The 22975-nt window shown below is 62.7% G+C and carries 21 protein-coding genes and 2 tRNA genes; 17 read left to right on the top strand and 6 right to left on the bottom strand.

Annotated features, from left to right (window positions below):
• Nucleotides 1-18 precede the first annotated feature (18 nt).
• A complete protein-coding gene (locus IC614_RS07945; RefSeq protein WP_200970818.1) occupies nucleotides 19-813 on the bottom strand; it encodes a DUF1134 domain-containing protein in 795 nt (264 codons plus the stop codon).
• A gap of 60 nt (nucleotides 814-873) precedes the next feature.
• Here IC614_RS07945 and IC614_RS07940 point away from each other — a divergent pair, with 60 nt between their 5' ends.
• The 5 genes from IC614_RS07940 to IC614_RS07925 all read left to right on the top strand — a co-directional run bounded on the left by IC614_RS07940 (nucleotide 874) and on the right by IC614_RS07925 (nucleotide 3187).
• Nucleotides 874-1536 (top strand): helix-turn-helix domain-containing protein, encoded by a 663-nt coding sequence (locus IC614_RS07940; protein ID WP_200970817.1) that lies wholly within the window; start codon nucleotides 874-876, stop codon nucleotides 1534-1536.
• A gap of 55 nt (nucleotides 1537-1591) precedes the next feature.
• Entirely contained in the window at nucleotides 1592-1945 is a 354-nt protein-coding gene (locus IC614_RS07935; protein ID WP_200970816.1) for a hypothetical protein, read from the top strand.
• Nucleotides 1946-1993: 48 nt separating this feature from the next.
• On the top strand, nucleotides 1994-2482 hold the full coding sequence (locus tag IC614_RS12335; RefSeq protein WP_226372603.1) for a hypothetical protein: 489 nt from the start codon (nucleotides 1994-1996) through the stop codon (nucleotides 2480-2482).
• Nucleotides 2422-3006, top strand: a complete 585-nt coding sequence (locus IC614_RS07930; protein ID WP_226372767.1) for a JAB domain-containing protein — start codon at nucleotides 2422-2424, stop codon at nucleotides 3004-3006. The genes IC614_RS12335 and IC614_RS07930 overlap by 61 nt, the downstream gene beginning before the upstream one ends.
• A 91-nt stretch (nucleotides 3007-3097) precedes the next feature.
• Nucleotides 3098-3187, top strand: a tRNA-Ser gene (locus IC614_RS07925).
• An 870-nt stretch (nucleotides 3188-4057) separates the two neighbouring features.
• On the opposite strand, the gene IC614_RS07920 is transcribed toward IC614_RS07925, so the two are convergent.
• Nucleotides 4058-4924, bottom strand: a complete 867-nt coding sequence (locus IC614_RS07920) for a LysR substrate-binding domain-containing protein (protein WP_200970814.1) — start codon at nucleotides 4922-4924, stop codon at nucleotides 4058-4060.
• A 246-nt stretch (nucleotides 4925-5170) separates the two neighbouring features.
• Here IC614_RS07920 and IC614_RS07915 point away from each other — a divergent pair, with 246 nt between their 5' ends.
• From IC614_RS07915 to IC614_RS07890, 6 genes are all read left to right on the top strand, one after another.
• A complete protein-coding gene (locus IC614_RS07915) occupies nucleotides 5171-6412 on the top strand; it encodes a proton-conducting transporter transmembrane domain-containing protein (protein WP_200973153.1) in 1242 nt (413 codons plus the stop codon).
• Nucleotides 6409-8961: a DUF2309 domain-containing protein gene (locus IC614_RS07910; protein WP_200970813.1), complete on the top strand. Its 2553-nt coding sequence runs from the start codon at nucleotides 6409-6411 to the stop codon at nucleotides 8959-8961. The genes IC614_RS07915 and IC614_RS07910 overlap by 4 nt, the downstream gene beginning before the upstream one ends.
• Before the next feature lie 32 nt (nucleotides 8962-8993).
• Nucleotides 8994-9305, top strand: coding sequence for a P-II family nitrogen regulator (locus IC614_RS07905; RefSeq protein WP_200970812.1), 312 nt, complete (start codon nucleotides 8994-8996; stop codon nucleotides 9303-9305).
• A gap of 276 nt (nucleotides 9306-9581) precedes the next feature.
• The gene (locus tag IC614_RS07900; protein ID WP_200970811.1) at nucleotides 9582-10094 is read left to right on the top strand and encodes a hemerythrin domain-containing protein; all 513 of its coding nucleotides are present in this window, start codon (nucleotides 9582-9584) and stop codon (nucleotides 10092-10094) included.
• A 104-nt stretch (nucleotides 10095-10198) separates the two neighbouring features.
• Nucleotides 10199-11458, top strand: coding sequence for a serine--tRNA ligase (serS, locus tag IC614_RS07895; RefSeq protein WP_200970810.1), 1260 nt, complete (start codon nucleotides 10199-10201; stop codon nucleotides 11456-11458).
• 16 nt (nucleotides 11459-11474) lie between these two features.
• Nucleotides 11475-12152, top strand: coding sequence for an alpha/beta fold hydrolase (locus IC614_RS07890; protein ID WP_200970809.1), 678 nt, complete (start codon nucleotides 11475-11477; stop codon nucleotides 12150-12152).
• Here the strand turns inward: IC614_RS07890 and IC614_RS07885 are convergent.
• Nucleotides 12145-12537 carry an acyl-CoA thioesterase gene (locus IC614_RS07885; RefSeq protein ID WP_200970808.1) on the bottom strand — a complete coding sequence of 131 codons (393 nt, stop codon included), beginning with the start codon at nucleotides 12535-12537 and terminating at the stop codon, nucleotides 12145-12147. The two genes, IC614_RS07890 and IC614_RS07885, sit on opposite strands and share 8 nt — an antisense overlap.
• Nucleotides 12534-14597 carry a S9 family peptidase gene (locus IC614_RS07880; RefSeq protein WP_200973152.1) on the bottom strand — a complete coding sequence of 688 codons (2064 nt, stop codon included), beginning with the start codon at nucleotides 14595-14597 and terminating at the stop codon, nucleotides 12534-12536. Before IC614_RS07880 ends, IC614_RS07885 begins: the two co-directional genes overlap by 4 nt.
• A gap of 157 nt (nucleotides 14598-14754) precedes the next feature.
• Here IC614_RS07880 and IC614_RS07875 point away from each other — a divergent pair, with 157 nt between their 5' ends.
• Complete coding sequence (locus tag IC614_RS07875; RefSeq protein ID WP_200970807.1) at nucleotides 14755-16548, top strand: aminopeptidase P family protein; 1794 nt, start codon at nucleotides 14755-14757, stop codon at nucleotides 16546-16548.
• Between the two features lie 14 nt (nucleotides 16549-16562).
• On the opposite strand, the gene IC614_RS07870 is transcribed toward IC614_RS07875, so the two are convergent.
• Complete coding sequence (locus tag IC614_RS07870; RefSeq protein ID WP_200970806.1) at nucleotides 16563-16715, bottom strand: hypothetical protein; 153 nt, start codon at nucleotides 16713-16715, stop codon at nucleotides 16563-16565.
• 91 nt (nucleotides 16716-16806) lie between these two features.
• Here IC614_RS07870 and IC614_RS07865 point away from each other — a divergent pair.
• The 5 genes from IC614_RS07865 (at nucleotide 16807) to pepN (ending at nucleotide 22383) form a co-directional block, all read left to right on the top strand.
• Nucleotides 16807-16881: transfer RNA gene (locus IC614_RS07865), tRNA-Thr, on the top strand.
• Nucleotides 16882-17002: 121 nt separating this feature from the next.
• On the top strand, nucleotides 17003-17764 hold the full coding sequence (locus IC614_RS07860; RefSeq protein ID WP_200970805.1) for an SMI1/KNR4 family protein: 762 nt from the start codon (nucleotides 17003-17005) through the stop codon (nucleotides 17762-17764).
• A 46-nt stretch (nucleotides 17765-17810) separates the two neighbouring features.
• Nucleotides 17811-18815 (top strand): threonine aldolase family protein, encoded by a 1005-nt coding sequence (locus tag IC614_RS07855; RefSeq protein WP_200970804.1) that lies wholly within the window; start codon nucleotides 17811-17813, stop codon nucleotides 18813-18815.
• Nucleotides 18812-19726 (top strand): DMT family transporter, encoded by a 915-nt coding sequence (locus tag IC614_RS07850; RefSeq protein WP_200970803.1) that lies wholly within the window; start codon nucleotides 18812-18814, stop codon nucleotides 19724-19726. The genes IC614_RS07855 and IC614_RS07850 overlap by 4 nt, the downstream gene beginning before the upstream one ends.
• 65 nt (nucleotides 19727-19791) lie before the next feature.
• Nucleotides 19792-22383, top strand: a complete 2592-nt coding sequence (gene pepN, locus IC614_RS07845; RefSeq protein ID WP_200970802.1) for an aminopeptidase N — start codon at nucleotides 19792-19794, stop codon at nucleotides 22381-22383.
• Here pepN and IC614_RS07840 read toward each other — a convergent pair whose 3' ends face one another.
• Nucleotides 22384-22974 (bottom strand): ABC-type transport auxiliary lipoprotein family protein, encoded by a 591-nt coding sequence (locus IC614_RS07840; protein ID WP_200970801.1) that lies wholly within the window; start codon nucleotides 22972-22974, stop codon nucleotides 22384-22386. It abuts the gene before it with no gap.
• Between the last annotated feature and the right edge of the window lies 1 nt (nucleotide 22975).

Genomic DNA, 22975 nt, shown 5'->3' with positions numbered 1-22975 from the left:
CATGCTTCCCTTTGCCCCTTACAGCGGGAACCACTTGCTCTTTTCGGAGAATTTCATGTAGCCGGCATTGACGCCGAGGCGGACGCCGACGCCCATGCGGATCGGGATCAGCACCTTGTCGCCATGGCGGAGATAGGAGGCGTTGAAGCCGCCGACCACGAACGCATTGCCTTCGACCGCCCCAAAACGCTTCATCATATCCGCCTTGTCGTTGACGTTGTACACGAGGACGAAGACCTTGTTCGCGTCCGCCCCGAAATCGAAACCGACCGACGGTCCGGTCCAGTAAATGGGGCTGTCGCCCTGCACCTGATGATGGAGGGTGCCCGAGCCGTAGCGCAGGCCGACGACCACCGCGCCGCCCGCTTCGCGGCCGGTGATATAGGCGGTCGGCTCGCCCTGCTTCTTGAGGATGTTTTCGATAAGGCCCGCCAGGCCTTCGGCGCCGCGTCCGAACACTCCTTCTGCCGCGTCGAAGACATTGCTGCGCGGGACGGCGGTGCTGACCGCCGCGCTGGCGCGGGTCGCGGCATCGCCCTGTACGGGCTGCTGAGCCTGATAAGCGGGCGCCGCGCTTTCCTGCGGCCCCCCGTCGACCGGCACATAGTCCCCGGCCGGGGGCGGAGCCTGATCGGTGCCCGTGGTAGAGGAAGAGGGATAAGAAGAGGGCGTCGCGGGTTGCGGGCTTTGGCCGTCCACGGCGGGCTCATATTCCCCGGCATCGTTGGGATCGATGGTCGTAATCTGGGCCAAAGCGGGACTGGACAAAATCAGTCCGGCGGCGGCGACCAGCTTCAAAACGGATGACTTCATCGCAAACCTCCCCCGAACGAATAGTAACCCCACGTTAACCGCGTTTTGCCTTTCGCCGCAATGAATGAGGCGGCGATCCGAGTCGTTCTTGCGCCGGATCGACGATTTCCTTTCCGGCGAGGCAGGCCCGATCCGCAACTTCCATCTAGCCCTGCGCCAAACTCGGCTTATCATCGCCGCGTGACTGAAAGCGGACTCAAGCGGCTGACGGATGGACAGAAAGCATGCCTGCGCATGGTCTATCGGCATATGTCGTCAAAGGATATCGCCCGCTCCCTTGGCATCTCTCCCCATACCGTCGATCAGCGCCTCAGGATTGCCATGCACACGCTCGGCGTTTGCAGCCGGATCGAAGCTGCGCGCCTGCTCGCGCATCATGAAAACGGGGCATATCAGCCGATAATATATCAAGCGCCGGACATTGCCTCGTCCCTCTCCGCAGCGGAACCCGAACCCCTCGCCCGAAGCGAGCCGGAAGGGCAAGCGGACGGGCGGCATTTCAGGCAGGCGCAAGCCTTTTATTCGGCTGATCCGATGCCTGAACGCCGCCTTCCTTTGCCTCTCCGCAAAAGGGGAGGACGGCATAATGGATTAGGAACCAAGGACACGCTGATCTGGGTCGTGGCGATCCCGATCCTCGCCATGGTGGCGGTCGGCATGCTTGCCACCGGGCTCAACGTTCTCGCGACGCTGGTCGGATTTCCGCTCGCGAATTTTCAATAACGACGAAGTCGTCATGACGCGACCGACCCTTGCGCCGGCGCGCAAGGGGATAATCATGTCAGACGAAAAACTTCAGGCGGCACAAAGCGTCGCCCTCCTGCTCCGGAAATTCGAAGAAATCATCGACGAAGCCGTCTGTTGCGGCGCCGAGCTTGCGGCGCAGATGCCGCGGGCCCGCCAGGAAGCCAATCTGCCTGCCTTGGCCGGCCAACCGGCGCTCGACAATGTCGGCGAGGCCGTCACCGCTCTCATCGCCGCCCGCCGGCACACCGTCGCCGCGCACAAATATCTTGATCGCACGCGCGAGCAAATGGGTTTGCCGCCAATCAGCTTTGGCGACGAAAGCCCGAAGGAGGAATTCCTGGGCCCGATGACCGGCGAGGTCCGGCGCCTGCGCGACGTCGCCTGATGACGCGCCCTCTTGACCCGGCCGTGCCCGTCATGGTCGGGTCCGGACATGCTTCCGCTCATCCTCTTCAACACCGCCCTCGTCGCCACCGTCGCTTTCGCGCTTTGGAAGGGCGGCGCGCCGGAACGGATCGCCGCGGTCGCGTTCCTCGCCGCCGCGGGGGCTACCTGGCTCGTGCAGAAGGGCGCGTCGAACATGTTCCACGCTGTCGAATTGGACATATTGATCATCGACATCGTGCTGCTCGCGCTGCTGCTCGCGCTCGCCTTTCGCGCTGATCGGATCTGGCCGATATGGATGGTCGGTTTTCATGGACTCACCGTTGGCGTTCACGCCGCCAAGGCCTACGATCCCGGCATCGTGCCCTGGATCTACGGGCTGGCGGTGGGGAAGCTCGCTTATCCTATGCTGCTGCTTTTGATCGCAGCGACGGTCCGGCACCGCCGCCGCCTGACGCTTTACGGGACCGATCCCTCCTGGAAGCGCTCCTCCGCATCACTTGGCCGCTCGAGGCCGCGCGACGCGCCGAACATCTGATCGCGACCTTCGGCTCGATCGAGGCGCTGCTCGACGCCCACCCCGACGAACAAATGCCGCATTGCGGGGACTGGCGCACCGTCAGCCTCCTCCAAGCGGTGCGCGCGGTCGCGCTCGAAACGCGCCGCGCTCGCTTAACCGCGGGTCCGGTGCTTTCCGATTCCCACGCGCTCATCGATTATCTCAGCATTGCGATGGCACGCGATCATGCCGAACATCTGCGCGTCCTGTGCCTGGACAGCGACAACTGCCTGCTCGCGGAGGAGATTGTCGGCATCGGGACCGTTCAGGAAGTGGCCCTTCATCCCCGCGAGATCATCCGGCCAGCCCTCCGGGTGAACGCCACCGCCCTCATCCTCGTTCACAACCATCCATCGGGCAGCGCGGAACCGAGCAAGGCCGACATCCTCGCGACGCAGCGGCTGGCGGCGGCGGCGGGCCTGCTTGGCATCGCGGTCCACGACCATGTCATCATCGCACGATCGAGTTGGCGCAGCTTTCGCGCGCTGGGCCTCATCAAATGACAGCCGTTTTCAGAAAGATCGGGCCGCCACGCCGACATCGGTTGATCGTTCGAAAGTGTCTGGCTATAGCCCCCTCCGTCGGCGCTTTTCCGGAGACGTGGGTGAGTGGCTGAAACCAACGCTTTGCTAAAGCGTCATACGGGAAACTGTATCGAGGGTTCGAATCCCTCCGTCTCCGCCATCAACCCCCACAACTAGTCTCTTGAGAGCTTTGGGTCCCTGCAAGCCTCCGCAAATGCGGGCGAAATCTCACCTCATTCGAATCTGCCTCCCGTTCTCAGCAAGAGTTCAGGCCTCATTGGCGCGGGCTTTCGCGGTCAGTCTCCGGCGTTTCGATGGTTGGGTGAGTTTCCCTGCTCTGGCTCGATAAACAGGGAATAATCTCGATTTCAGGGATACGGATGTGGTCCGTTGCTTCGAGCAACGCAAAAATCCCACGAGAGATCAAGCTTTTGCGGTGCCACAAAGAACAAATTCCCTGCTCATGAGAACAGGGAATTTTCTGAGCTGATCAGGGAATTGAATCAGACGATCAGGCTCGCAAAGAGCTAGAACAAGGACGCGGAGGGAAGAGGGAGCTCAGGCCGGTTCGGGCGAGGCGAAAATCTCGCGCTGCCGTTGCCAGCTGACTGGAAAATCGTCCTGCATAAGGCGGGCAAGCGTCAGCCACGTAGGCTGACGGCCATCGAAGATCATCCGCTGTAAGTCAGGTGCAAGGTAAGCGAGTCTGACAATCCGCCGGAGGTAGGGAGTCGCGGGAGCGACTTCCATCGTGGGCGGGAAGTCTGTGCTGGTCCCAACCATCCTATGGGCACTTCGAAGCGCCTTGATCATCGGCATATCGTGGCGAACTGGAATCTGCCCTGTCTGAATCTTGGCGAGGGAAGGCGCCGCACGTCCCAACCTCCGCCGGAAAGCGGTGTCGCTTGTAAGATATCGACCTCATGAACTTGTCCCCGCTTCCCAAATCAGAGACAAGTTAGCATTAGACTGACAGCACCCCCGTACCCGCTGAGAATTGATCCCGGCTGGCGTCGAATATAGGCATCGGTCAGGCCCCGCGTTCAAGCGCCGTGACGATATGTTGGGCGAGACGGTGCGCCGTTTGGGAAAGCCCCGGAGCCTCGATAAGCGCTATTTCTGTATCGTAAAGCGGGGGCAGCTCGGGATCGTCGATAATCGGCGTCAGGTAGGTTGGCACCATCTCCCTTGGCAGCACGGTGATACCGAGGCCTGCGTTCACCGCCGACTGACTTCCCGCAAGGCTGGTCGAGGTATAAGCGACGCGCCATTTGCGGCCCATCGCTTGCAGGGCATCCATGGCGCGTTTGCGGTAGACGCAGGGCTCGGGCGAAACCACCAAAGGCACCGTTTCCAACCCGGTAGCCGCGAGTTGATCGCGGGCCACCCAGACCAGAGGCTCGCGCCATACCCTGACGCCTTCCAGCGGCGCTGAGGGCTCCCGCTTCACCAGGACGAGGTCGAACCCGCCGTCATGGAACTTATCCAAAAGATTGAGCGTGAGATCGCAAGTGACTTCAAGCTCGACCAAGGGATGCGCCTTGGCGAAGGCGGCGAGAACGACCGGCAGGTGCGCCGTCGCAAAATCCTCCGGCACGCCGATCCGGACCCTGCCGGTCATGTCGGGCTCGAACATCTCGGCAATGGCAGCGTCGTTCAAGCGCAGAAGCTGCCGCGCCGGTCCAAGCAGCTTTTCCCCTTCCGACGTCAGTGCGAGCGAACGCGGCGTCCGAATGAACACGGCGCGCCCGATTTGATCCTCCAGCCGCTTGACCTGCAAGCTGATGGTCGACTGGGTTCGACCGAGACGATCGCCCGCCCGCGTGAAGCTGCCGGTTTCGGCGATAGTGACGAAGCAGCGGAGCAGGTCGAGATCGAGGCATCGGGTTCCAGGCATGCCCGGCTTAAAAGGGCGATCCATTTGCCTTGTCAATGATTGATATTTCAACAACTCGTTTTCGTAATAGTATCCCAAGCTTCATAGGCCCTCTCGAAAGGGGTTCTCATGCAGTTCTCAAAAGTAAAGCTATCCACCGCGCCAGGCGCGCCGATCGCTCTTCTTCTGTGGCTTGGCCTTGGCCTATCCGCGTTATGGGCAGGAGTGCAGCATGCGTCCGCTCCCCGGTTGGACCTGTCGTCCGCCATGGCGATTTTGACGCTTTTCGTGGCTGCAGTGGTCGCGACCTTTTCACTGCACTACATGCGAGCGGATCGGCGATCCGCTCGCTTCTTTGCGTTATTCGGCCTGCTGACCGCCAGCATATTGGTCTTTCTCTTCACCGGAAATCTAATTGTCATGGCCGTTGGCTGGTGCGCCAGCGGCCAGTTGCTCGCCGCTTTGGTCGGCCACCGTTCCGGCTGGAACGAAGCGCGGATGTCCGAGCGCCGCATGAGGATGACCTTCATGGCGGGCGATGCGGCCTTGCTCGCAGGGCTCGGCATTCTCGCCCTGTGGGCCGGTTCTCCAGATATTGAAGCGGTACTCGTTGCAGCATCGGCGATGCCTGCTTCGCTAACAGGTGCGGCGGCTATGCTGCTTGTCGCTGCTGCGGCCGTCCGTTGCGCGCTGCCCCCTTTCTCCGGCTGGCTGCTCTCCTCCATGGCTGCGCCGACACCGGTCTCGGCCCTCATGCATGCAGGCCTCGTCAACGCCGGGGGATTTCTGCTGATCCGCTTTGCTCCCATCCTGGAAGCCGCTCCCGCTGCCCGTGCGGTGGCCGTCGCTGCTGGGTTGGGCGCGGCACTCTACGGCGCGGGCATCATGATGGTACGGCCCGATGTGAAGCGCGCGCTGGCCGGTTCCACCATTTCCCAGATGGGTTTCATGATCATGAGCTGCGGGCTTGGCGCCTATGCGGCAGCGCTCTGGCACATCATTGCCCACGGCCTGTTCAAAGCCGCGCTCTTTCTCGGCTCAGGCTCGGGGGTCGGCATCAAGTCCGGCGGTGCGGTGACGCCCGTCTCCAACCGGTCGGCATTGCTGACCATGACGGGAACGCTTGCTGCTGCCGTCCTTCTGGTCGGGTCCGGCCAGGGCGGCGCAAGCCTGATGCCTTTACTCCTCGGCATTGCGACGGCGCTGGTGACGCTGATCGCCTTTCTCGGCGGCAGATCCGCTGCAAGAGGCAAGCTGCCGCTGATCGCGGGATTGGCGGTTCTCATCATTTTTCACACCCTGGGGCTGACGCTTTCCCGAGCCGCAGCCGGTTCCGATGCACCGCCCCTGATGCCCGATTGGGCCCTTCTGCTCCTTCTCGCCGTCTTTTTTGGAAGCTGGGCCTGGCAGCAGCGGCGCCTGTCCAACGGCACCGCTTTGCCCATCCCGCTCTACGTCCGCTTGATCAATGCCGGCACCCTGACTGCTGGCAAAGGAGAACCGAAATGAACATGATGGCTCCCCTCACTGCCGTTGCGCCAGTCCTGACCCGGACCGAAGCGGCGAGCCTGGTGGCCTTGGCGGCACGCACGGTCTCCCCGTTATGGCCGCTCGAAAGCGCCATCGCCGTCAATCCCCTGTCCGGTTTCGAAGAGCTTCCCTTCGAGGAAGCCGTCACGGTCGCAGCGCGGCATTTCGGCGCGCGCGAAAGCCTGCCGCTCGCTTCGTGGCGCACGCTCCTCAAGGCCGGAAAGGTCCAGGAACGCGCTCTGCGCGATGCCGCGATCCAGAAGCTCGGCGGGCTAAATCGCGCTTTCGAGCTGATCGGGCCCGACGTGTCGCGATTGGACTTGCTGATGGCCCGTCTTCTCCATCTGCCCGGCGGAGATGAAATGGGGGTGTCTGCTCACTTGGCGCCCGATGCGGCCTTCATCGCCAAGTGGTGCGCGGCCTTCTTCGATCTGGCTCAGGCGGCAAGCCCGATGCCTTATCGCGACCTTGGCTTGTATCGGGCGGTGCTCGCCATCGCCGGACAGGATCCCGAATTTGGGAAACTGGCCGGCGAAGCTGGCCGGCAGTTGCTGCTGAGCGTGCCGCGCGACCCACTCGAGGCCATTGCCGAGGGGCTAGCGGCGCTCGGCGTTGCGCAAGGCGAGGAACAGGGCCGGCTTGCGGCCTATGTCGCCCGCCTTCCCGGCTGGGCCGGACATATCAGGTGGCGCAACGAATATGCGGACTCCGATATTAGCGAGGTCGCACCGGCTGGAATGGCCGATCTGCTTGCGCTGTGGATGCTGCTGGAAAGGGCAGGGGCCGTCTCGCCTATTCCGGAAGCGCGGAAAGCCGAAGACGTTTCCAAGGCATTGGCGGCACATTTCAACCTCACGTCCGACATGCTGGCGAGCCTGACCCAGGCAGGACGCGCCCGGTTCGACGAGATTGCGGGCATGGACGGGGGCGCGCTTGGAAGCATTTTCCTGACGGCTGCCGAATGGACCTATCGCAATGCCTTGATGCCGCAGCTGCAGTCGGCTGCAAGGGCGCCCGTCTCAGCCGAAGCGCCCGAGGCTCAGCTGGTATTCTGCATCGATGTGCGTTCGGAACCGTTCCGCAAGGCGCTGGAGGACCAGGGCCGTTATGAAACCTTTGGTTATGCCGGTTTCTTTGGTCTGCCGATCGCCCTTCATCCTCTCGGCGAAACGCGGCGCAAACGGCTTCTCCCTGTGCTTCTGTCCCCCCAACACGATGTGGCGGAAGGTGCCGTTCCAGGCCGCGAAAGGGACGCAGCAACGCTCGCGATGAAGAGCGAGCAGGCGAAGCAGACCGTTGGTTTGTTCGACACGGTGAAGCAAGGCACGGCAACGGCCTTCGCGACGGCGGAGGCCACCGGACCGGTGGCCGGCCTGCTAATGGCCGCCCGTACGATCGCACCGAATTTGGCCAAGCGCATCGCGGTGGCGCTGATGCCACCTAGGGCTGATGTCCTGGCTCCCACTCTCAGCCAATCCGGCTCCGATTTGCACTCGCCCTTCACGTTGGAGGACAAGATCGGCTACGCGCTCGCCTTGTTCAAACTCACGGGCCTTTCGCAAAAGACGGCACGGCTGGTGGCCCTGGTTGGCCATGGCGGCAGCGCGGTGAACAACCCCTATTCAGCCGCGCTCGATTGCGGCGCCTGCGGCGGTCATGCCGGGGGGCACAATGCTCGCATTCTGGCGGCCATTCTCAATGACCCAGAAGTGCGCTCCGGCATGGCCCGAAAAGGCGTGACGCTTCCGGAAAGCACCGTCTTTATCGCCGCCGAGCATAATACGACGACGGACGAAATTACCCTGTTCGATCAGGCGGACGTGCCGGACAGCCATGAAGGCGATTTGACGGCGCTGATGGACAGCCTTGCGAAGGCAGGCGCCGTCAACCGGGAGCGGCGCGCGCGCCTGCTCGACCGGTCTGCCGCCGAACTGCTCACCGGCGCTGTCCATTGGGGCGAGATCAGGCCGGAATGGGGCCTGTCCGGCAATGCGGCCTTCATCGTCGCCCCCCGTTCCCTCACCAGCCACATCGACCTTGGCGGTCGCGCCTTCCTGCACAGTTACGATTGGGAAGCCGACGGCGAAGGCACGGCACTTGCCACGATCCTCACCGCGCCGATGGTGGTGGCGCAGTGGATCAACTGCCAATATTTCTTCTCGACCGTCGACAATGAACGCTACGGATCGGGCGACAAGGTGACGCAGAATGTCGTCGGGGGCATTGGCGTCGTGCAAGGCAATGGCGGCGACCTCAGGATAGGGCTGCCCAGGCAATCCCTGTTCACCGACGATGGCGTGCCGTTCCATGTGCCCCAGCGATTGCTGACGATCGTCCTCGCCCCCTTTGATCGCGTCGAAGCCGTGGTCGCATCGAACGACATCCTCGCCCGCCTGTTCGGCAACGGATGGGTCACTTTGGTGGTCATCGATCCACATACCGGCAAGGCATTGCGGTGGCGCCGGGACAGCGAACTTGCCGGGATCAGCTTCTCAAAATCCGCCGACAATTTGGAGATCAACTCATGAACAACCCTACTCACATCCTCAAACTGCATCGCTTGAAGAAGATCGAGGTCGTCGTTCATGCAGGCGACCATCCTCTTGTCGAAGATCTGTTTAAAACCGCCTGTGTTGGAGGCTGGACCATGATCCGCGATGTCGCGGGCATGGGCCATGGCGGCTTCCATCAAGGCAAGACCATCTTCAACGATCAGAGCGGGCTCGTCATGTTCGTCGGTGTCGCCGATGACCAGGCGATCGCCGAGGTAGCGCAAGGCCTGGCTCGCTTGTTCGAGAAGCGGCCCGGCGTGACATTCCTCTCGGACGTAGAGGTGATGCGCTCCGATTATTTTGCGGCGGCGCACGGCTGATGCCAGCGGCGGCTTTCGACCTGGCCGGCAAAGCCGCCGTTATCGTCACCATGCATGTGGCGCCGACCTTGGCCTATGGCATGGATGAGATTGATTGCCGGAAAACTTAGGGCCAATCGGTAATCCCTATCGAACAGGCCCTTGTAACGAGGCGATTTCTAAACATCCGTCCCCGCATTTTCCCGAATCCCTATAAGAAATTCCGCGCATCCCGGGTGCTTACGGAACGATGCTGTTCGCTCCCCCGTTCTTGGGATGAAACGGTGGAGATGCCCGATGCCCAGCGACAAGAAGCCCGATGCCATTGCCCTTCTCAAAGAGGATCATCGGACGGTGGAGGCCCTGTTCAAGAAGTTTGAGGCTGCTTCGGGCGCCGCGGCCAAGCGGAAGATCGCGGCGCAAATCTGCCTGGAGCTGACGGTGCATGCTCAGATTGAGGAAGAGATTTTCTACCCGGCCTGTGAAGGCAAGGTGGAGGAGGATCTGATCAAGGAGGCCTATGTCGAACACGATGCCGCCAAGGTATTGATCGCCGAAATCGAGGCCGGCGGACCGGAAGATGATTTCCATGACGCGAAGGTCAAGGTGCTTTCCGAGATGATCGAACATCATGTCGAGGAAGAGGAGAAACGCCTGGAAGGCATGTTTTCCCAAGCGCGCAAAGCGAAACTCGATATGGACGCCCTTGGGGATACCTTGCGCGCACGCAAGGAAGAACTGACAGGCAGCTACAAGGCGTCGGGCTTGCCGATGCCCGAAACAGCCACTTTCGGCGAAGTGCGCCTATAATCGATGCGAGTACAGGATTAGCGACTTCGTGCTGGCCGCCCTTTCTTCGTCAGAGGGGTGCAACTGACTTGTCCAACGCGGCTTTGCTGCTTTAAGCGCGGATCATGCTCAGCCTTGCTTTCATCCGGGAGAATCGCGGCGTCGTCGATAAGGCGATTGCCGACAAGAATGTCGCCGTCGATCTGGACGCGCTGCTGGCGTTGGACGCTGAAGTGCGGGAGGCGAAGACGAAGGTCGACCGTTTGCGGGCCGAGCGCAATGCGATCAGCGACAGCTTCAAGTCGGCCGATCCGGCGGAGCGTCCGGCGCTCGGCGCCAAGGCCAAGGCGATCGGCGCGGAAATCGCGGAGATCGAAGGCGGCCTTTCTGAAAAAAGCGACGCGCTAAACGCCCTGCTGCTGCGTCTGCCGGGCATTCCGTGGGAGGGGGCGCCGGTCGGTCCGGACGAAAATTCCAACATCGTCGTTCGTCAGGAAGGCCGGGTGCCGCAGTTCGACTTCGAGCCGCGCGACCATGTCGCGCTGATCGAGATGAACGATTGGGCCGATCTCGGCCGCATCACCCAGGTTTCGGGATCTCGTCAATATTGCTTGAAGGGGCGGCTCGCGCTGCTCGAGCAGGCCCTGATGTTCTGGGCGCAACAGCGGCTGTCGGCCGAGGGTTTCACGATGATGACGGTGCCTGCGCTCGCGCGCCCGTCCGCATTCGTCGCGACGGGGCACTTCCCGGGGCATGAGGAAGAAGCCTACGAAATTCCGAAGGACGAGCTTTACCTCGCGGGGACGGGCGAGATTGCGCTCACCAGCCTTCACAGCGGCGAGATACTCGAAGCGCAGCAGCTGCCCATTCTCTATGCCGGTTACTCGCCCTGCTTCCGCCGCGAGGCGGGGAGCGCGGGCCGCGACGTGCGGGGCCTTCTGCGCGTCCACCAATTCTACAAGCTCGAGCAATATGTGATCTGCGAGGACGATCCGGAGGTGTCCGCCGGGTGGCACGCGAAGTTGCTCGCCAACGCCGAAATGCTGCTCAACGATCTTGAGATTCCCTATCAGGTGATCGAGGCGTCGACCGGCGACATGGGTCTCGGCAAATATCGCATGAACGATATCGAAAGCTGGGTGCCTTCTTTAAATAAGTATCGCGAGACGCACAGCTGCTCGACCCTGCACGACTGGCAAGCGCGCCGCGCGAATCTGCGCTGGCGGGACGGTGAGCGGAAGGTGCGCTTCGTGCACACACTCAACAATACGGCGCTTGCTTCCCCCCGCATCCTCGTGCCGCTGCTCGAAAATCATCAGACCGCCGATGGCCGGGTCCGCCTGCCCAAGGCGCTGCAGCCGCTGATGGGCGGCGAGTTCCTTTAGTTTCCGTTCTATAGACATGACCGACGACAAGGCCCCACCCAAGCGATTGCTGCTGAGAGAAGGCCTCAGCCTGATCAGCCGCTTCTGGCGCGGCTTCGGTCATGTCGGGGAGAGGGGGCCGGCGGACGGGCAGCCCGTCTTTATCATTCCCGGCTTTCTTGCCAACGACCGGACTACATTGGGTTTGCAACGCGCGTTCGCGAAGGCCGGTTACCGCGTCACCGGTTGGGGCATGGGCATGAATCGCGGCGCGCGCAACGATACGCTGGATATTCTCGTCGAACGGTTGGAGATTTTCGCCAAGGGACGGCCGGTTATTGTGATCGGCTGGAGCCTCGGCGGCATCTACGCCCGGGAGGTGGCAAAGAGGCGGCCCGACCTTATCGCCAAGGTCGTCACCTTGGGGTCGCCTTTTTCCGGCTCATTGCGCGCCAATAATGCATGGCGGATCTACGAACTGGTGGCAGGGCATCCGGTCGATGCACCACCGATCGATGCGGACATACCCGCGAAGCCGCCGGTGCCGACTCTCGCCCTCTGGTCACGCAGAGACGGCGTCGTCGCGCCGGCCTGTTCGCGGGGGCTTCCCCATGAAAGCGACCAGCAGGTCGAGATCGACTGCACGCATATGGGGTTTGGCGTGGACGGCAAGGCCTATCCCAAGATCGTCGAGGCGGTGCGAGACTTCACTTGAGGAACGGCGCCGCCACGTCCGGCGGCACGCGGATCGGGCGGCCGCTCGCCTTGTCGATGATCGCCCAGGTCGTTTTGGCGCGGACGCGCGGTTTTCCGTCCTCGCCGACAAATTCCACGTGCCGGTCGAAGCGCGCGCCCTTAGGCGCCTCACCAACCCAGGTGTGGCCCGTCACCGTTTCCCCGGGCAACACAGCGCGCAGATAATCGATCTCGTGCCGTGTCACGACCCAGACATAGGCGTCGACATGATCGGGATCGGCGACGGCGGTCCAATGCGCAGTCGCCATGTCCTGGATCCAGCGCACCCACACCGCATTGTTGACATGACCGAGCTCGTCGATGTCGTCCTGGGTCGCGGTGATCTTGCGCTCGAATGGCGTCATTCGGCTCCGCCCATCTGGGTCAGGACGAAGGCATAGGATTCGGCCACCTCGTGCAGGCGCTCCCAGCGTCCCGACTTGCCGCCATGGCCCGCGCCCATGTTGATCTTCATGAGCAAGACGTTGTCGTCGGTTTTGAGCTCGCGGAGTTTCGCCGTCCACTTGGCCGGTTCCCAATAGGTGACGCGCGGATCGTTGAGGCCCCCTGTGACCAGCATCGGCGGATAATTCTGCGCCTTCACCTGATCGTAGGGCGAATAGGAGCGGATATAGTCGAACGCCGCCTTGTCGGTGATCGGATTGCCCCATTCCGGCCATTCGCCCGGCGTCAGCGGCAGGCTTTCGTCCTGCATGGTGTTGAGGACGTCGACGAAGGGCACGTCGGCCACCACCGCGCCCCACAGGCCCGGATCGGTATTGGCGACAACGCCCATCAGCTCGCCGCCCGCCGATCCGCCGTTGATGGCGATATTGCCCGGTTTTGTGAACTTCGCGGCGATCAGCCCCTTCGCCACGTCGACGAAATCGTTGAACGTGTTGGTGCGCTTGGTGAGCTTGCCGTCCAGGAACCATTGATAGCCAAGGTCGTCGCCGCCCCGGATGTGGGCGATGGCATAGGCATAGCCGCGGTCGAGCAGGCTGAGGCGCTGCGTCCCGAAGCTCGGCGGCACCGCATAGCCATAGGCGCCGTAAGCATAGAGAAAGACCTTCCCCTCGCCATTCTTTTCGAAGCCCTTCTTGTAGACGATCGACACGGGAACCTTGGCACCGTCGCGCGCGGTGATCGTCAGGCGTTCCGTCGCATATTGGGTGGGATCGTAACCCGAGGGCACTTCCTGCACCTTCAGCGTTTCGAGCCGCTTGGTCTTCGGATTGAAATCGTAGACGGTCGCCGGCGTCACCATCGACGAATAGGACAAGCGATAGGCGTCTGGCGCATATTCGGGATTGCCCGAGAAAGAGGCGGTGTAGCTCGCCTCTGGGAAGGGCACGTGGAATTCCTTCCCGTCATATTGGCGCAGGCGCAGCTGGTCGAGGCCGTCCACGCGTTCGGTAATGGCGAGGTGATCGCGGAAGGAGGCGATGCCGCGCAGATAGACGCGGTCCGAGCCGGGGATCACCGTCTTCCATTCGCCGGGTTTCATCGTCGAGGCTTCGGCGATGCGGAAATTCACATGATCGTCATTGGTGAGGATCCACAGCTTTCCGTGCGCGGCGTCCACCGAATATTGGCGATTCTCCTTGCGCGGGGCGATGAGGACCGGCGGCGCTTCCGGTGCTGAAGCGGGCACGAAGCGGACTTCGCTCGTCGTGTTGTCGCCTGTCGCGATGAAGATCAGCCCTTCATCCTGCGATTTGGAAACTCCGACGGAGAAACCCTTATTCTCCGTTTCCTCATAAAGCGTTTTGTCTTCGGCCACCGGGCGGCCGAGCCAATGAAGACGCGCACGGTAGCTGCGCCAATTCTCATTCACTTCGGTGAAGACCACGCCCTTGCTGTCGGCGGTCCAGACCGGAGAACCGATCCCGACCTCCGATACAGTCTCGATATCCTTGCCGGTCGCGAGATCCCGAATCTTGAGCTTGAAGCGTTCGGACCCGTTATCGTCGACCAGGGTGGCGGCGAGCCTTCCATCCGGGCTCACCTGCATCGCGCCGAGGCGGAAATAGTCTTTCCCGGCTGCCTCCGCGACCTCGTCAAAGATCACTTGGTCGGCACCGCCGGAGACCGGCTTGCGATACCATGTGCGATATTGCGCGCCGGGCTTGAAAGCCCACCAGTAGAGCCAGTCGCCGTCCTTCAGCGGCACGGAGGAATCGTCTTCCTTCACGCGTCCCTTCATTTCCTGAAACAGGGTTTCGACGAGTGCCGCATGGGGCTTCATGTGCGCGTCGAAATAGGCGTTTTCGGCTTTCAGATAGGCGAGCACATCGGCATCATCGACCTTGGGATAGCCCTGGTCCTTCAGCCAGAAATAAGGATCCTCGATCGTATAGCCGTGGCGTTCGTAGGAATAAGCGCGTTTTTCGGCCCTGGGCGGTGTGGTGCTGGCTTCGGTCATCGTTTCTTTCGTGTCTTGAGCGATCGCCGCGGCAGACGCAGCGAGGAGAAGGAGAGAAAGCGCGAAACGCATGGATGTTGCCCCCTTGATACGGACCCGGTGGCGAAACGTGCCGGATCGGCCTATCTGAAGCGCAGTTTCAATCGGAAAGCCGCCCATGTCCAGCTATGAAGATCGCTTGAAGGCCCTCCGCGCCCAACTCGATGCCGACCGTCTCGACGGCTTCGTCGTGCCGCTGACCGACGAGCATATGAGCGAATATGTCGGAAGCTATGCCCAGCGCCTGGCCTGGCTGACCGGCTTCAAGGGCTCTGCGGGCGCGGCGGTCGTGCTGCCGCAGGAAGCGGCGATCTTCACGGACGGGCGCTATACCTTGCAGGTGCGCGATCAGGTGGACGGCAAATATTGGAGCTACCAATCGGTGCCGGAAACCAGCATCGCCGATTGGCTGAAGGCACATGCCCAAAATGGCGCGCGGATCGGCTACGATCCCTGGCTCCACACCAGCGACTGGGTGAAGAAGGCGCGGGCGGCGCTGGCGGACAAGGGCGCCCAACTGGTCGCGGTGCCGCGCAATCCCATCGATGCCGTCTGGGCCGACCGGCCTGAGCCGTCCAAGGCGCGGCTGATCGTCCATCCGGATGCGCTGGCGGGCAAATCCTCGGCGGCGAAGCGGCAGGACATGGCGGATTGGCTGAAAGGCGAAGGCGCCGATGCCGCCATTCTTTCAGCCCTCGATTCGATCGCCTGGACGTTCAACATAAGAGGGGTCGACGTCAGCCACACGCCCGTCGCTCTGTCCTTCGCCGTCGTGCATGACGATGGCACCGCCGATCTCTTCGTCGCGGGCGAGAAGGTGGGCGACGATGTGCGCCAGCATCTCGGCAACGGCGTGCGGCTGCATGAGCGGAGCAATTTCGAATCCTATCTCGGCACGCTCGGCGGCAAAGCCGTCGTCGCGGACCCCGAACGTGCGGTCGCGGCCATCTTCGAAGCGCTGGAGGGCGCGGGCGCCAAGGTGATGCGCCAGCGCGATCCCGCCGTCCTGCCCAAAGCAATTAAGAATGCGGCGGAAATATCCGGGCACAAAGCCGCCCAAGCGCGCGACGGCGCGGCGCTCGTCCGCTTTCTCCACTGGCTGTCACTCGAAGCGCCGAAAGGCGGCCTCAACGAGCTCACTGCGTCTGACAAGCTGGAGGATTTCCGGCGTCAGGGCGGCGACCTGCGCGACCTCAGCTTCGACACGATTTCAGGCGCGGGGCCGAACGGCGCCATCGTCCATTACAAGGCGAGCGAAGAGACGAACCGGAAGATCGAGGTGAACTCGCTCTATCTCGTCGATTCGGGCGGCCAGTATCCGGACGGCACGACCGACGTCACCCGCACCGTCGCGGTCGGCACGCCCAGCCAAGAAATGCGCGATCGCTATACCCGCGTGCTGAAAGGGCATATCGCGCTCGCCACCGCGGTCTTCCCGGCCGGCACGCGCGGGGTGCAGCTCGATACGCTGGCGCGGCAATATCTTTGGGCCGCAGGTCTCGATTACGCGCACGGCACCGGCCATGGCGTCGGCTCCTATCTCTCCGTTCACGAAGGGCCGCAGCGCATCACCCAGGCGGGCAGCAGCCAGGCGGGATCGGACGAACCGCTGCGCGCGGGCATGATGCTTTCGAACGAGCCCGGTTATTACAAGACGGGCGAATATGGCATCCGGATCGAAAATCTGGTGCTGGTCGTCCCCGCCGATGTTCCGGGCGCGGAAAAGAGCATGCTGACCTTCGAAACGCTCACCTTCGCGCCGCTCGATCCGGCGCTGATCGACGTTGCGCTGCTGAGTGAGGCCGAACGGGACTGGGTGAATGCCTATCACCGGAAGGTGCTGGACATCGTCGCTCCGCAACTGGACGGCGAACCGCTGGCCTGGCTCCGCGCCCAATGCGCGGCGCTGTGATGCGGCGGCGCGGCTTAACCCTCGCGGCCGCCGTCGCCATAGTCCTCGGCGTCGCGGTGGCCCTTGGCTGGATTTGAGGTGCCTCGCGCCTGCGCCTTGCGGCGGCGGAGGTTCTGGCGGAGCGCCTCGGCGAGACGGCGGGCCTTTTCGGGATCGTCCTTGCTCATGAGGGTTGGCTAGCCGCATGCCGCCCTTCGCCGCAAGCCGCCTTGACATATCGGGACACCCCCCGCATAGCGCCGCCTCGCCGATGGCGATGCTGCCGTAGCTCAGTGGTAGAGCGCATCCTTGGTAAGGCTGAGGTCGTGAGTTCAATCCTCACCGGCAGCACCATCGGACCCTTCCCGACTGATGAATGATTCCGGCAAGAGACCGCCGCAATATCCTATTAACTTCGTCTTCGTAACGAGGTTGAGGGGGATAAACGTGCCCCCAACAAAAAGGGGCAGTAATCATGACGGAATCCAATTATTTTTCCAAATGGCTGGGTTCTTTGAAGAAGATGAATTCTCTTCAGCCCGATCAGAAGGCGCTAATCGATTTTGCAGAAGGTTTTGCCGGAGCGCCGCTGGAAGGCGATATGCTGACGCCCGCGCAAATAGCCGGGATGTTCGGCGGTCATGCTATGGATTCGGGCGCTTCGGATGAGGTGCATGGCGAAGGCGCTGCGGCCGTCACGGAGCCCCAATGGCGTTCCCTGCTTCAGCGAATGTCCGATGCTGCGATCGCCGACGAGGATATCAGGGAAAGATTATCCCTCACTCAGATCAAAAAACGCTGGCTAGGAGAAGAGCCCGCCCCAGAAAGCGCGATCGCCGAAGCGGAGTCGCGGCTGGGCCTGCGCTTCCCGCCCTCTTTGCGGGCTTTTTACAAAGTATCGAATGGGTGGCGGAGTCCGGCTTGGTCGATTTCGTCAATCCTTCCAGTAGAAGAAATCGTCCCTTTCAAGCAGGAGCATGTGGAAGAAATCGCCGTGTGGTCCGAAGGCGGCGATCGCCACAGTCGCCAAATCGCGACAACCATCCAGCTTAGCCCTTACTATAAGTCGACTGAAGAAGACGATGCTGTTTTGTTGCTCAATCCGCTTGCAATGTCCTCGGACGATGAAATGGAGGTATGGTTTCATGCCAGTTGGGTGCCAGGCGCGGCATTCTACCGATCCTTCTGGCATCTCATGACATCCCTGCTCAAGCAATTAGAAGAAGGGGGGGCTTGAGCCGATCCCTCGTTGACCTTTGCGGCGACCCATTTATGGCGCGGCCATGCGCTTTTTTTCCGACAATGCCGCCTCCGCCTGCCCGGAAGTGATGGAGGCGCTTCACGCCGCCAATCATCATGACACCGCCTATGACGGGGATGCGTTGAGCCAGGCGCTCGACGCCGCTTTCTCCGATCTGTTCGAGACGAAGGTGAAAGCCTTGTGGGTATCGACGGGCACGGCCGCCAATTCGCTGGCGCTCGCCGCGCTCTGTCCGCCTTATGGCGGCATTCTCTGCCACCGCGACGCGCATATCCAGAATGACGAATGCGGCGCGCCCGAATTCTACACCAATGGCGCGAAGCTCATCCTGGGCGAAGGCGCTGGCGCGAAATTGTCGCCGGAGACGGTGGAGAGCATGCTGGAGCGGATGCCGGACGGCGTCCACTGGGTGCAGCCGCATGCCCTGTCGATCACCAACGCGACCGAATATGGCCTTGCCTACACGCCGGACGAGGTGGCGGCGCTGGGTGCGATCGCGAAGGCGAAGAAATTGGGCTTCCACATGGATGGCGCGCGTTTTGCCAATGCGGTCGCGACGCTTGATTGCACGCCCGCCGCGGTGACGTGGAAGGCGGGGGTCGATGTCCTCTCCTTCGGCTTTGTGAAGAATGGCGGCATGTCGGCCGAGGCGCTCATTTTCTTCGGCCATGAGGCGGAGGCGCGGGCGACGCTTTATCGCCGCAAGCGGGCCGGGCATTTGCTGTCCAAGGGCCGCTACATGGCCGCGCAGATCCTGGCGATGCTGAAGGACGATGTATGGCTTCGCAATGCCCGCGCGTCCAATTCGGGCGCCCAGCGCGTTGCCGGGGCGGCGGGCAAGAGGCTCGTGCATCCGGTCGAGGCGAACGAGCTGTTCCTGAAGGTTAGCCAAGAAGAAGCGGCGGGCCTGCGCGCGAAAGGTTTCGATTTCTACAATTGGGCGCCGGGCGAAATACGGCTGGTCGTGAGTTGGGACCAAAGGGAAGAGGATATCGACGCGCTCGCCGCCGCGATCGAGGCCTTGTGAGCGCCGGGGGCGGCAGCTTCCGCGACCCGAGGGTTTTCGCCCCCTTCATCGTCATCACCTTCATCTGGGGGTCGACCTGGCTGGTCATCCGCGACCAGTTGGGCGTCGTTCCCGCCATCTGGTCCGTCACCTACCGCTTCGTCATCGCCGCCGCGGCCATGTTCGCTTATGCGCGGCTCACCGGCGCCTCGCTGCGGATCGGACCGGAGGGGCACAAGCTCGCCCTCATGTTCGGAATTCCGCAATTCTTCCTCAATTTCAATTTCGTCTATGCGGCCGAGCATCATGTGACGTCGGGCCTCGTCGCGGTCGTCTTCGCGCTCTTGATGGTGCCTAATACGACGCTGGGCTGGCTGTTCCTGAAACATCGCATCACGCGAGGGTTCCTGATCGGATCGGCCATCGCGGTCGCGGGCATCGCCCTGCTTTTCGTGCAGGAAATGCGGACCAGCGCTGTCGCACCTTCCGAGATTTGGCTCGGCATCGGCCTCACCATCTGCGGCGTTCTCTCGGCCTCCGTTTCGAACGTGCTCCAGGCTTCGGAGCGGCTGCGCATGCGGCCGATGGCGAGCATGATCGCCTGGGGCATGTTCTACGGCGTCATCGCCGATGCCGCCCTTGCCCTCGCCACCCAAGGGCCTCCGGTCGTCGACTATCGCTTTTCCTATATTGCTGGCGTTCTTTATCTCGGCCTGTTCGCATCGGCTTTGGCCTTCCCCCTTTACTTCGGGATCATCCGGGCTGTGGGGCCCGCAAAAGCCGCCTATAACAGCCTGATCGTGCCGATCATCGCCATGGCGCTATCCACGATGTTCGAAGGCTATGTCTGGACCCCCCTCGCGCTGGCGGGCGGCGTCCTTGCGCTCTCCGGCTTGTTCATCGCCCTTCGCGAGCGCAATACTTCCGGCTGAGCCAGCCTTAAGGCTGTTTGCGCCCGATCATTGCGGGGGAACGGGGCAGGGCCTACATCGCCTGGATGCTCGACGTTCAGACCACCCAAGCCGCCGCGCCCGCCCCTACTCGCCGCGAGGATTATCGCCCGCCCGAATGGCTGGTGCCCTCGATCGACCTCGATTTCGATCTCGGCGCCGAGCGCACCCTCGTCCGTTCCCGGCTGACGGTCGAACGGAATGGAGCCGAAGGCGCCCCGCTTCGCCTCGACGGCGAGAATCTGACGCTGCTCGATGTGCGGGTGAATGGCGCCCCGGCCGATTATGCGCTGGATGGCGATATGCTGATCGTCGAGGGCGTCAACAGCGGCGACAGCGTCGAGACGACCGTCGCAATCCAGCCTGCCGCCAACACCCAGCTCATGGGCCTTTATGCCTCGGGCGGCATTCTTTGCACGCAATGCGAGGCGGAAGGATTCCGGCGCATCACCTTCTTCCCCGACCGGCCCGATGTCCTGAGCCGCTACACGGTGCGGATGAGCGCGGACAAGGCGCTTTACCCGGTGCTGCTCGCCAATGGCGACCCGGTCGGGTCGGGCGATCTGGAAGGCGGACGCCATTATGCGGAATGGAACGATCCTTACCCCAAGCCCTGCTATCTCTTCGCCCTGGTCGCGGGCGACCTACAGGCCAATCGCGACCGCTTCGTGACGCAGAGCGGGCGCACCGTCGATCTCGGCATTTGGGTGCGGCCCGAAGACCTGCCCAAGACTCATCATGCGATGGCCGCGCTGAAGGCGTCGATGGCCTGGGACGAGAAAGTCTATGGCCGCGAATATGATCTCGATGTGTTCAACATCGTCGCGGTCAGCGATTTCAACTTCGGCGCGATGGAGAATAAGGGCCTCAACATCTTCAATTCGCGTTACATCCTCGCCGATCCCGACACGGCGACGGATGCCGATTACGATGCCGTCGCGGGCGTCGTGGCGCACGAATATTTCCACAATTGGTCGGGCAACCGCGTCACCTGCCGCGACTGGTTTCAGCTGTCGTTGAAGGAAGGCTTCACCGTCTTTCGCGACCAGCAGTTCTCGGCCGATCAGGGCAGCGCGGCGGTGAAGCGGATCGAGGATGTCCGGGCCCTTCGCGCCATCCAGTTTCCCGAGGATGCCGGGCCGCTCGCCCACCCGATCCGCCCCGAATCCTATATCGAGATTTCGAATTTCTACACGGCGACCATCTACGATAAGGGCGCCGAGATCATCCGCATGATGCACACCATGCTGGGCGGCGAAGGCTTCCGGCGCGGCACCGACCTCTATTTCGAACGGCACGATGGGGAGGCGGCGACATGCGAGGATTTCGTGAAGGCGATGGAAGATGCCAACGGCGTCGATCTCTCGCGCTTCCGCCTTTGGTATGCGCAAGCCGGAACGCCGCGCATCACCGCCAGCTTGCGCCATGACGATGCCGCAGGACGCGCGCATCTCACCTTGGAGCAGGCCGTGCCGCCGACACCCGGTCAGGACAGCAAGCAGCCGATGCCGGTACCGCTCAAGGTCGCCTTGTTCGGCGACCTGACGGGCGAGAAATATGCCGACCGGCTGATCGTGTTGGAAGGCGTCGCGCAGGAAGTGATATTCGACGGCATCGGCGAACGCCCCATCCTGTCGATCAATCGCGATTTTTCCGCGCCGGTCATCGTCGAGGCGGACCGCAGCGCGGGCGATCTCGCATTCCTGTCGGCCAATGACGACAATCCTTTCGCCCGTTACGAAGCGATGCAGCAGTTGATGCTGGACACGCTGCTCGGCGCGATCCGGAACGGCGCGGCGGACTCAGGGCCGGTGACAGAGGCGGTGCGGCGCACCTTGTCCGATCCCAATCTCGACCCAGCCTTCATCGCCGAAGCGGTGCTGATGCCCAGCGAGGCCTTTATCGGCGATCAGATGGAGATGGTGGATCCCAATGCGATCCATATAGCGCGCGAAGCGCTCCGCGCCGATCTCGGCGCCGATCTCGAACGGCTGTGGCGCGATCTTTATGCCGCCACCACGGCCAATCGTTTCGAATATTCGCCTGCGGCCAAAGGCGCGCGGCGGCTGCGCACAGTCGCTTTATCCTATCTGATGGCGGGCGGAGCGGAGGATGCGGCCGCGTTGGCGCGGCAACAGTTCGACGCGGCCGACAACATGACCGATCGGCAGGGGGCGCTCGGCGTCCTCGTCAACAGCGATGCGCCGGAGCGGGAAGCCGCGCTGGCGGCCTTTTACGACCGCTATCGCGGCAATGCGCTGGTCATCGACAAATGGTTCAGCGTGCAGGCGCTTTCGACCCGCCCGGATACCGGGGCGGTCGTGAAGGCGCTGGCCGATCACCCGGACTTCACGCTTTCCAATCCCAACCGCCTGCGCGCCCTGATCGGCGGCTTCGCGGCGAACCAGTGCGCCTTGCACGTGGCGGACGGCAGCGGTTACCGCTTCCTGGCCGACATGATCCTGGCGGTCGACAAGCTCAACCCCCAAACGGCGGCGCGGCTCGTCCCGCCGCTGGGACGCTGGCGGCGGTTCGACGCTGACCGGGCGGACAAGATGAAGGCCGAACTCAGCCGCATTCTCGCCGCGGATGATCTTTCGAAAGACGTGTTCGAGCAGGTGTCGAAGAGCCTGGGCTGATCAGCCGCCGTTGAGCCAAGCCGCGACTTCACCCGCCACCTGGTTCGCAACCTGGTTGAGCGCGGGGCCGGCGGCCTCCACGTCGATTTCGGCAATTGGCGCGCGTGCTTCGAAACGGCGGGTACGGACGGTGCTGCCGGGGCCGGCAAGGGCGGCGTCATAAACGATCACCGCTTCGGTGCGATCCGCATCGATGCCGAAAGACTGAAGCTGGCCGGTCAGCACGATCCCGGGCTCGAACGTCGTTTGGCGCGCGTCGATGACCACCCGGCCGCTCGCCGCAATGGTTTCGGTCAGCAGGCGGCCGAACAGGGCATTGGGCTGCTCCACCCATTGCGCGTCCTTCAAATAGGCAAGCTCCGTCGCGCCGGTGCGCACGGGCACCCGGGTGACGCGCAATTCCTGCGGCACCGTGGGCAGGGATACGATGACGGTTTCGGACTGGGCCGCCGTTCGCGTCGTTCCTTCCGCCCGAACCTGCGCGGCGGTGAGAGTCAGCAGGGATTCAGGCGGCTTCGGCCCGAAGCTGATGCATCCCGAAAGGGATGCGAGCAAGGCGAGAGGCAGTGCGGAGCGGAACGGGAGGGTCATT

It is taken from the genome of Sphingosinicella flava, assembly GCF_016025255.1.
GTDB classification, from domain to species: Bacteria; Pseudomonadota; Alphaproteobacteria; order Sphingomonadales; family Sphingomonadaceae; genus Allosphingosinicella; species Allosphingosinicella flava.
Note: the sequence above shows the minus strand (reverse complement) of the source record. Positions and strands in the feature narration are given on the sequence as shown.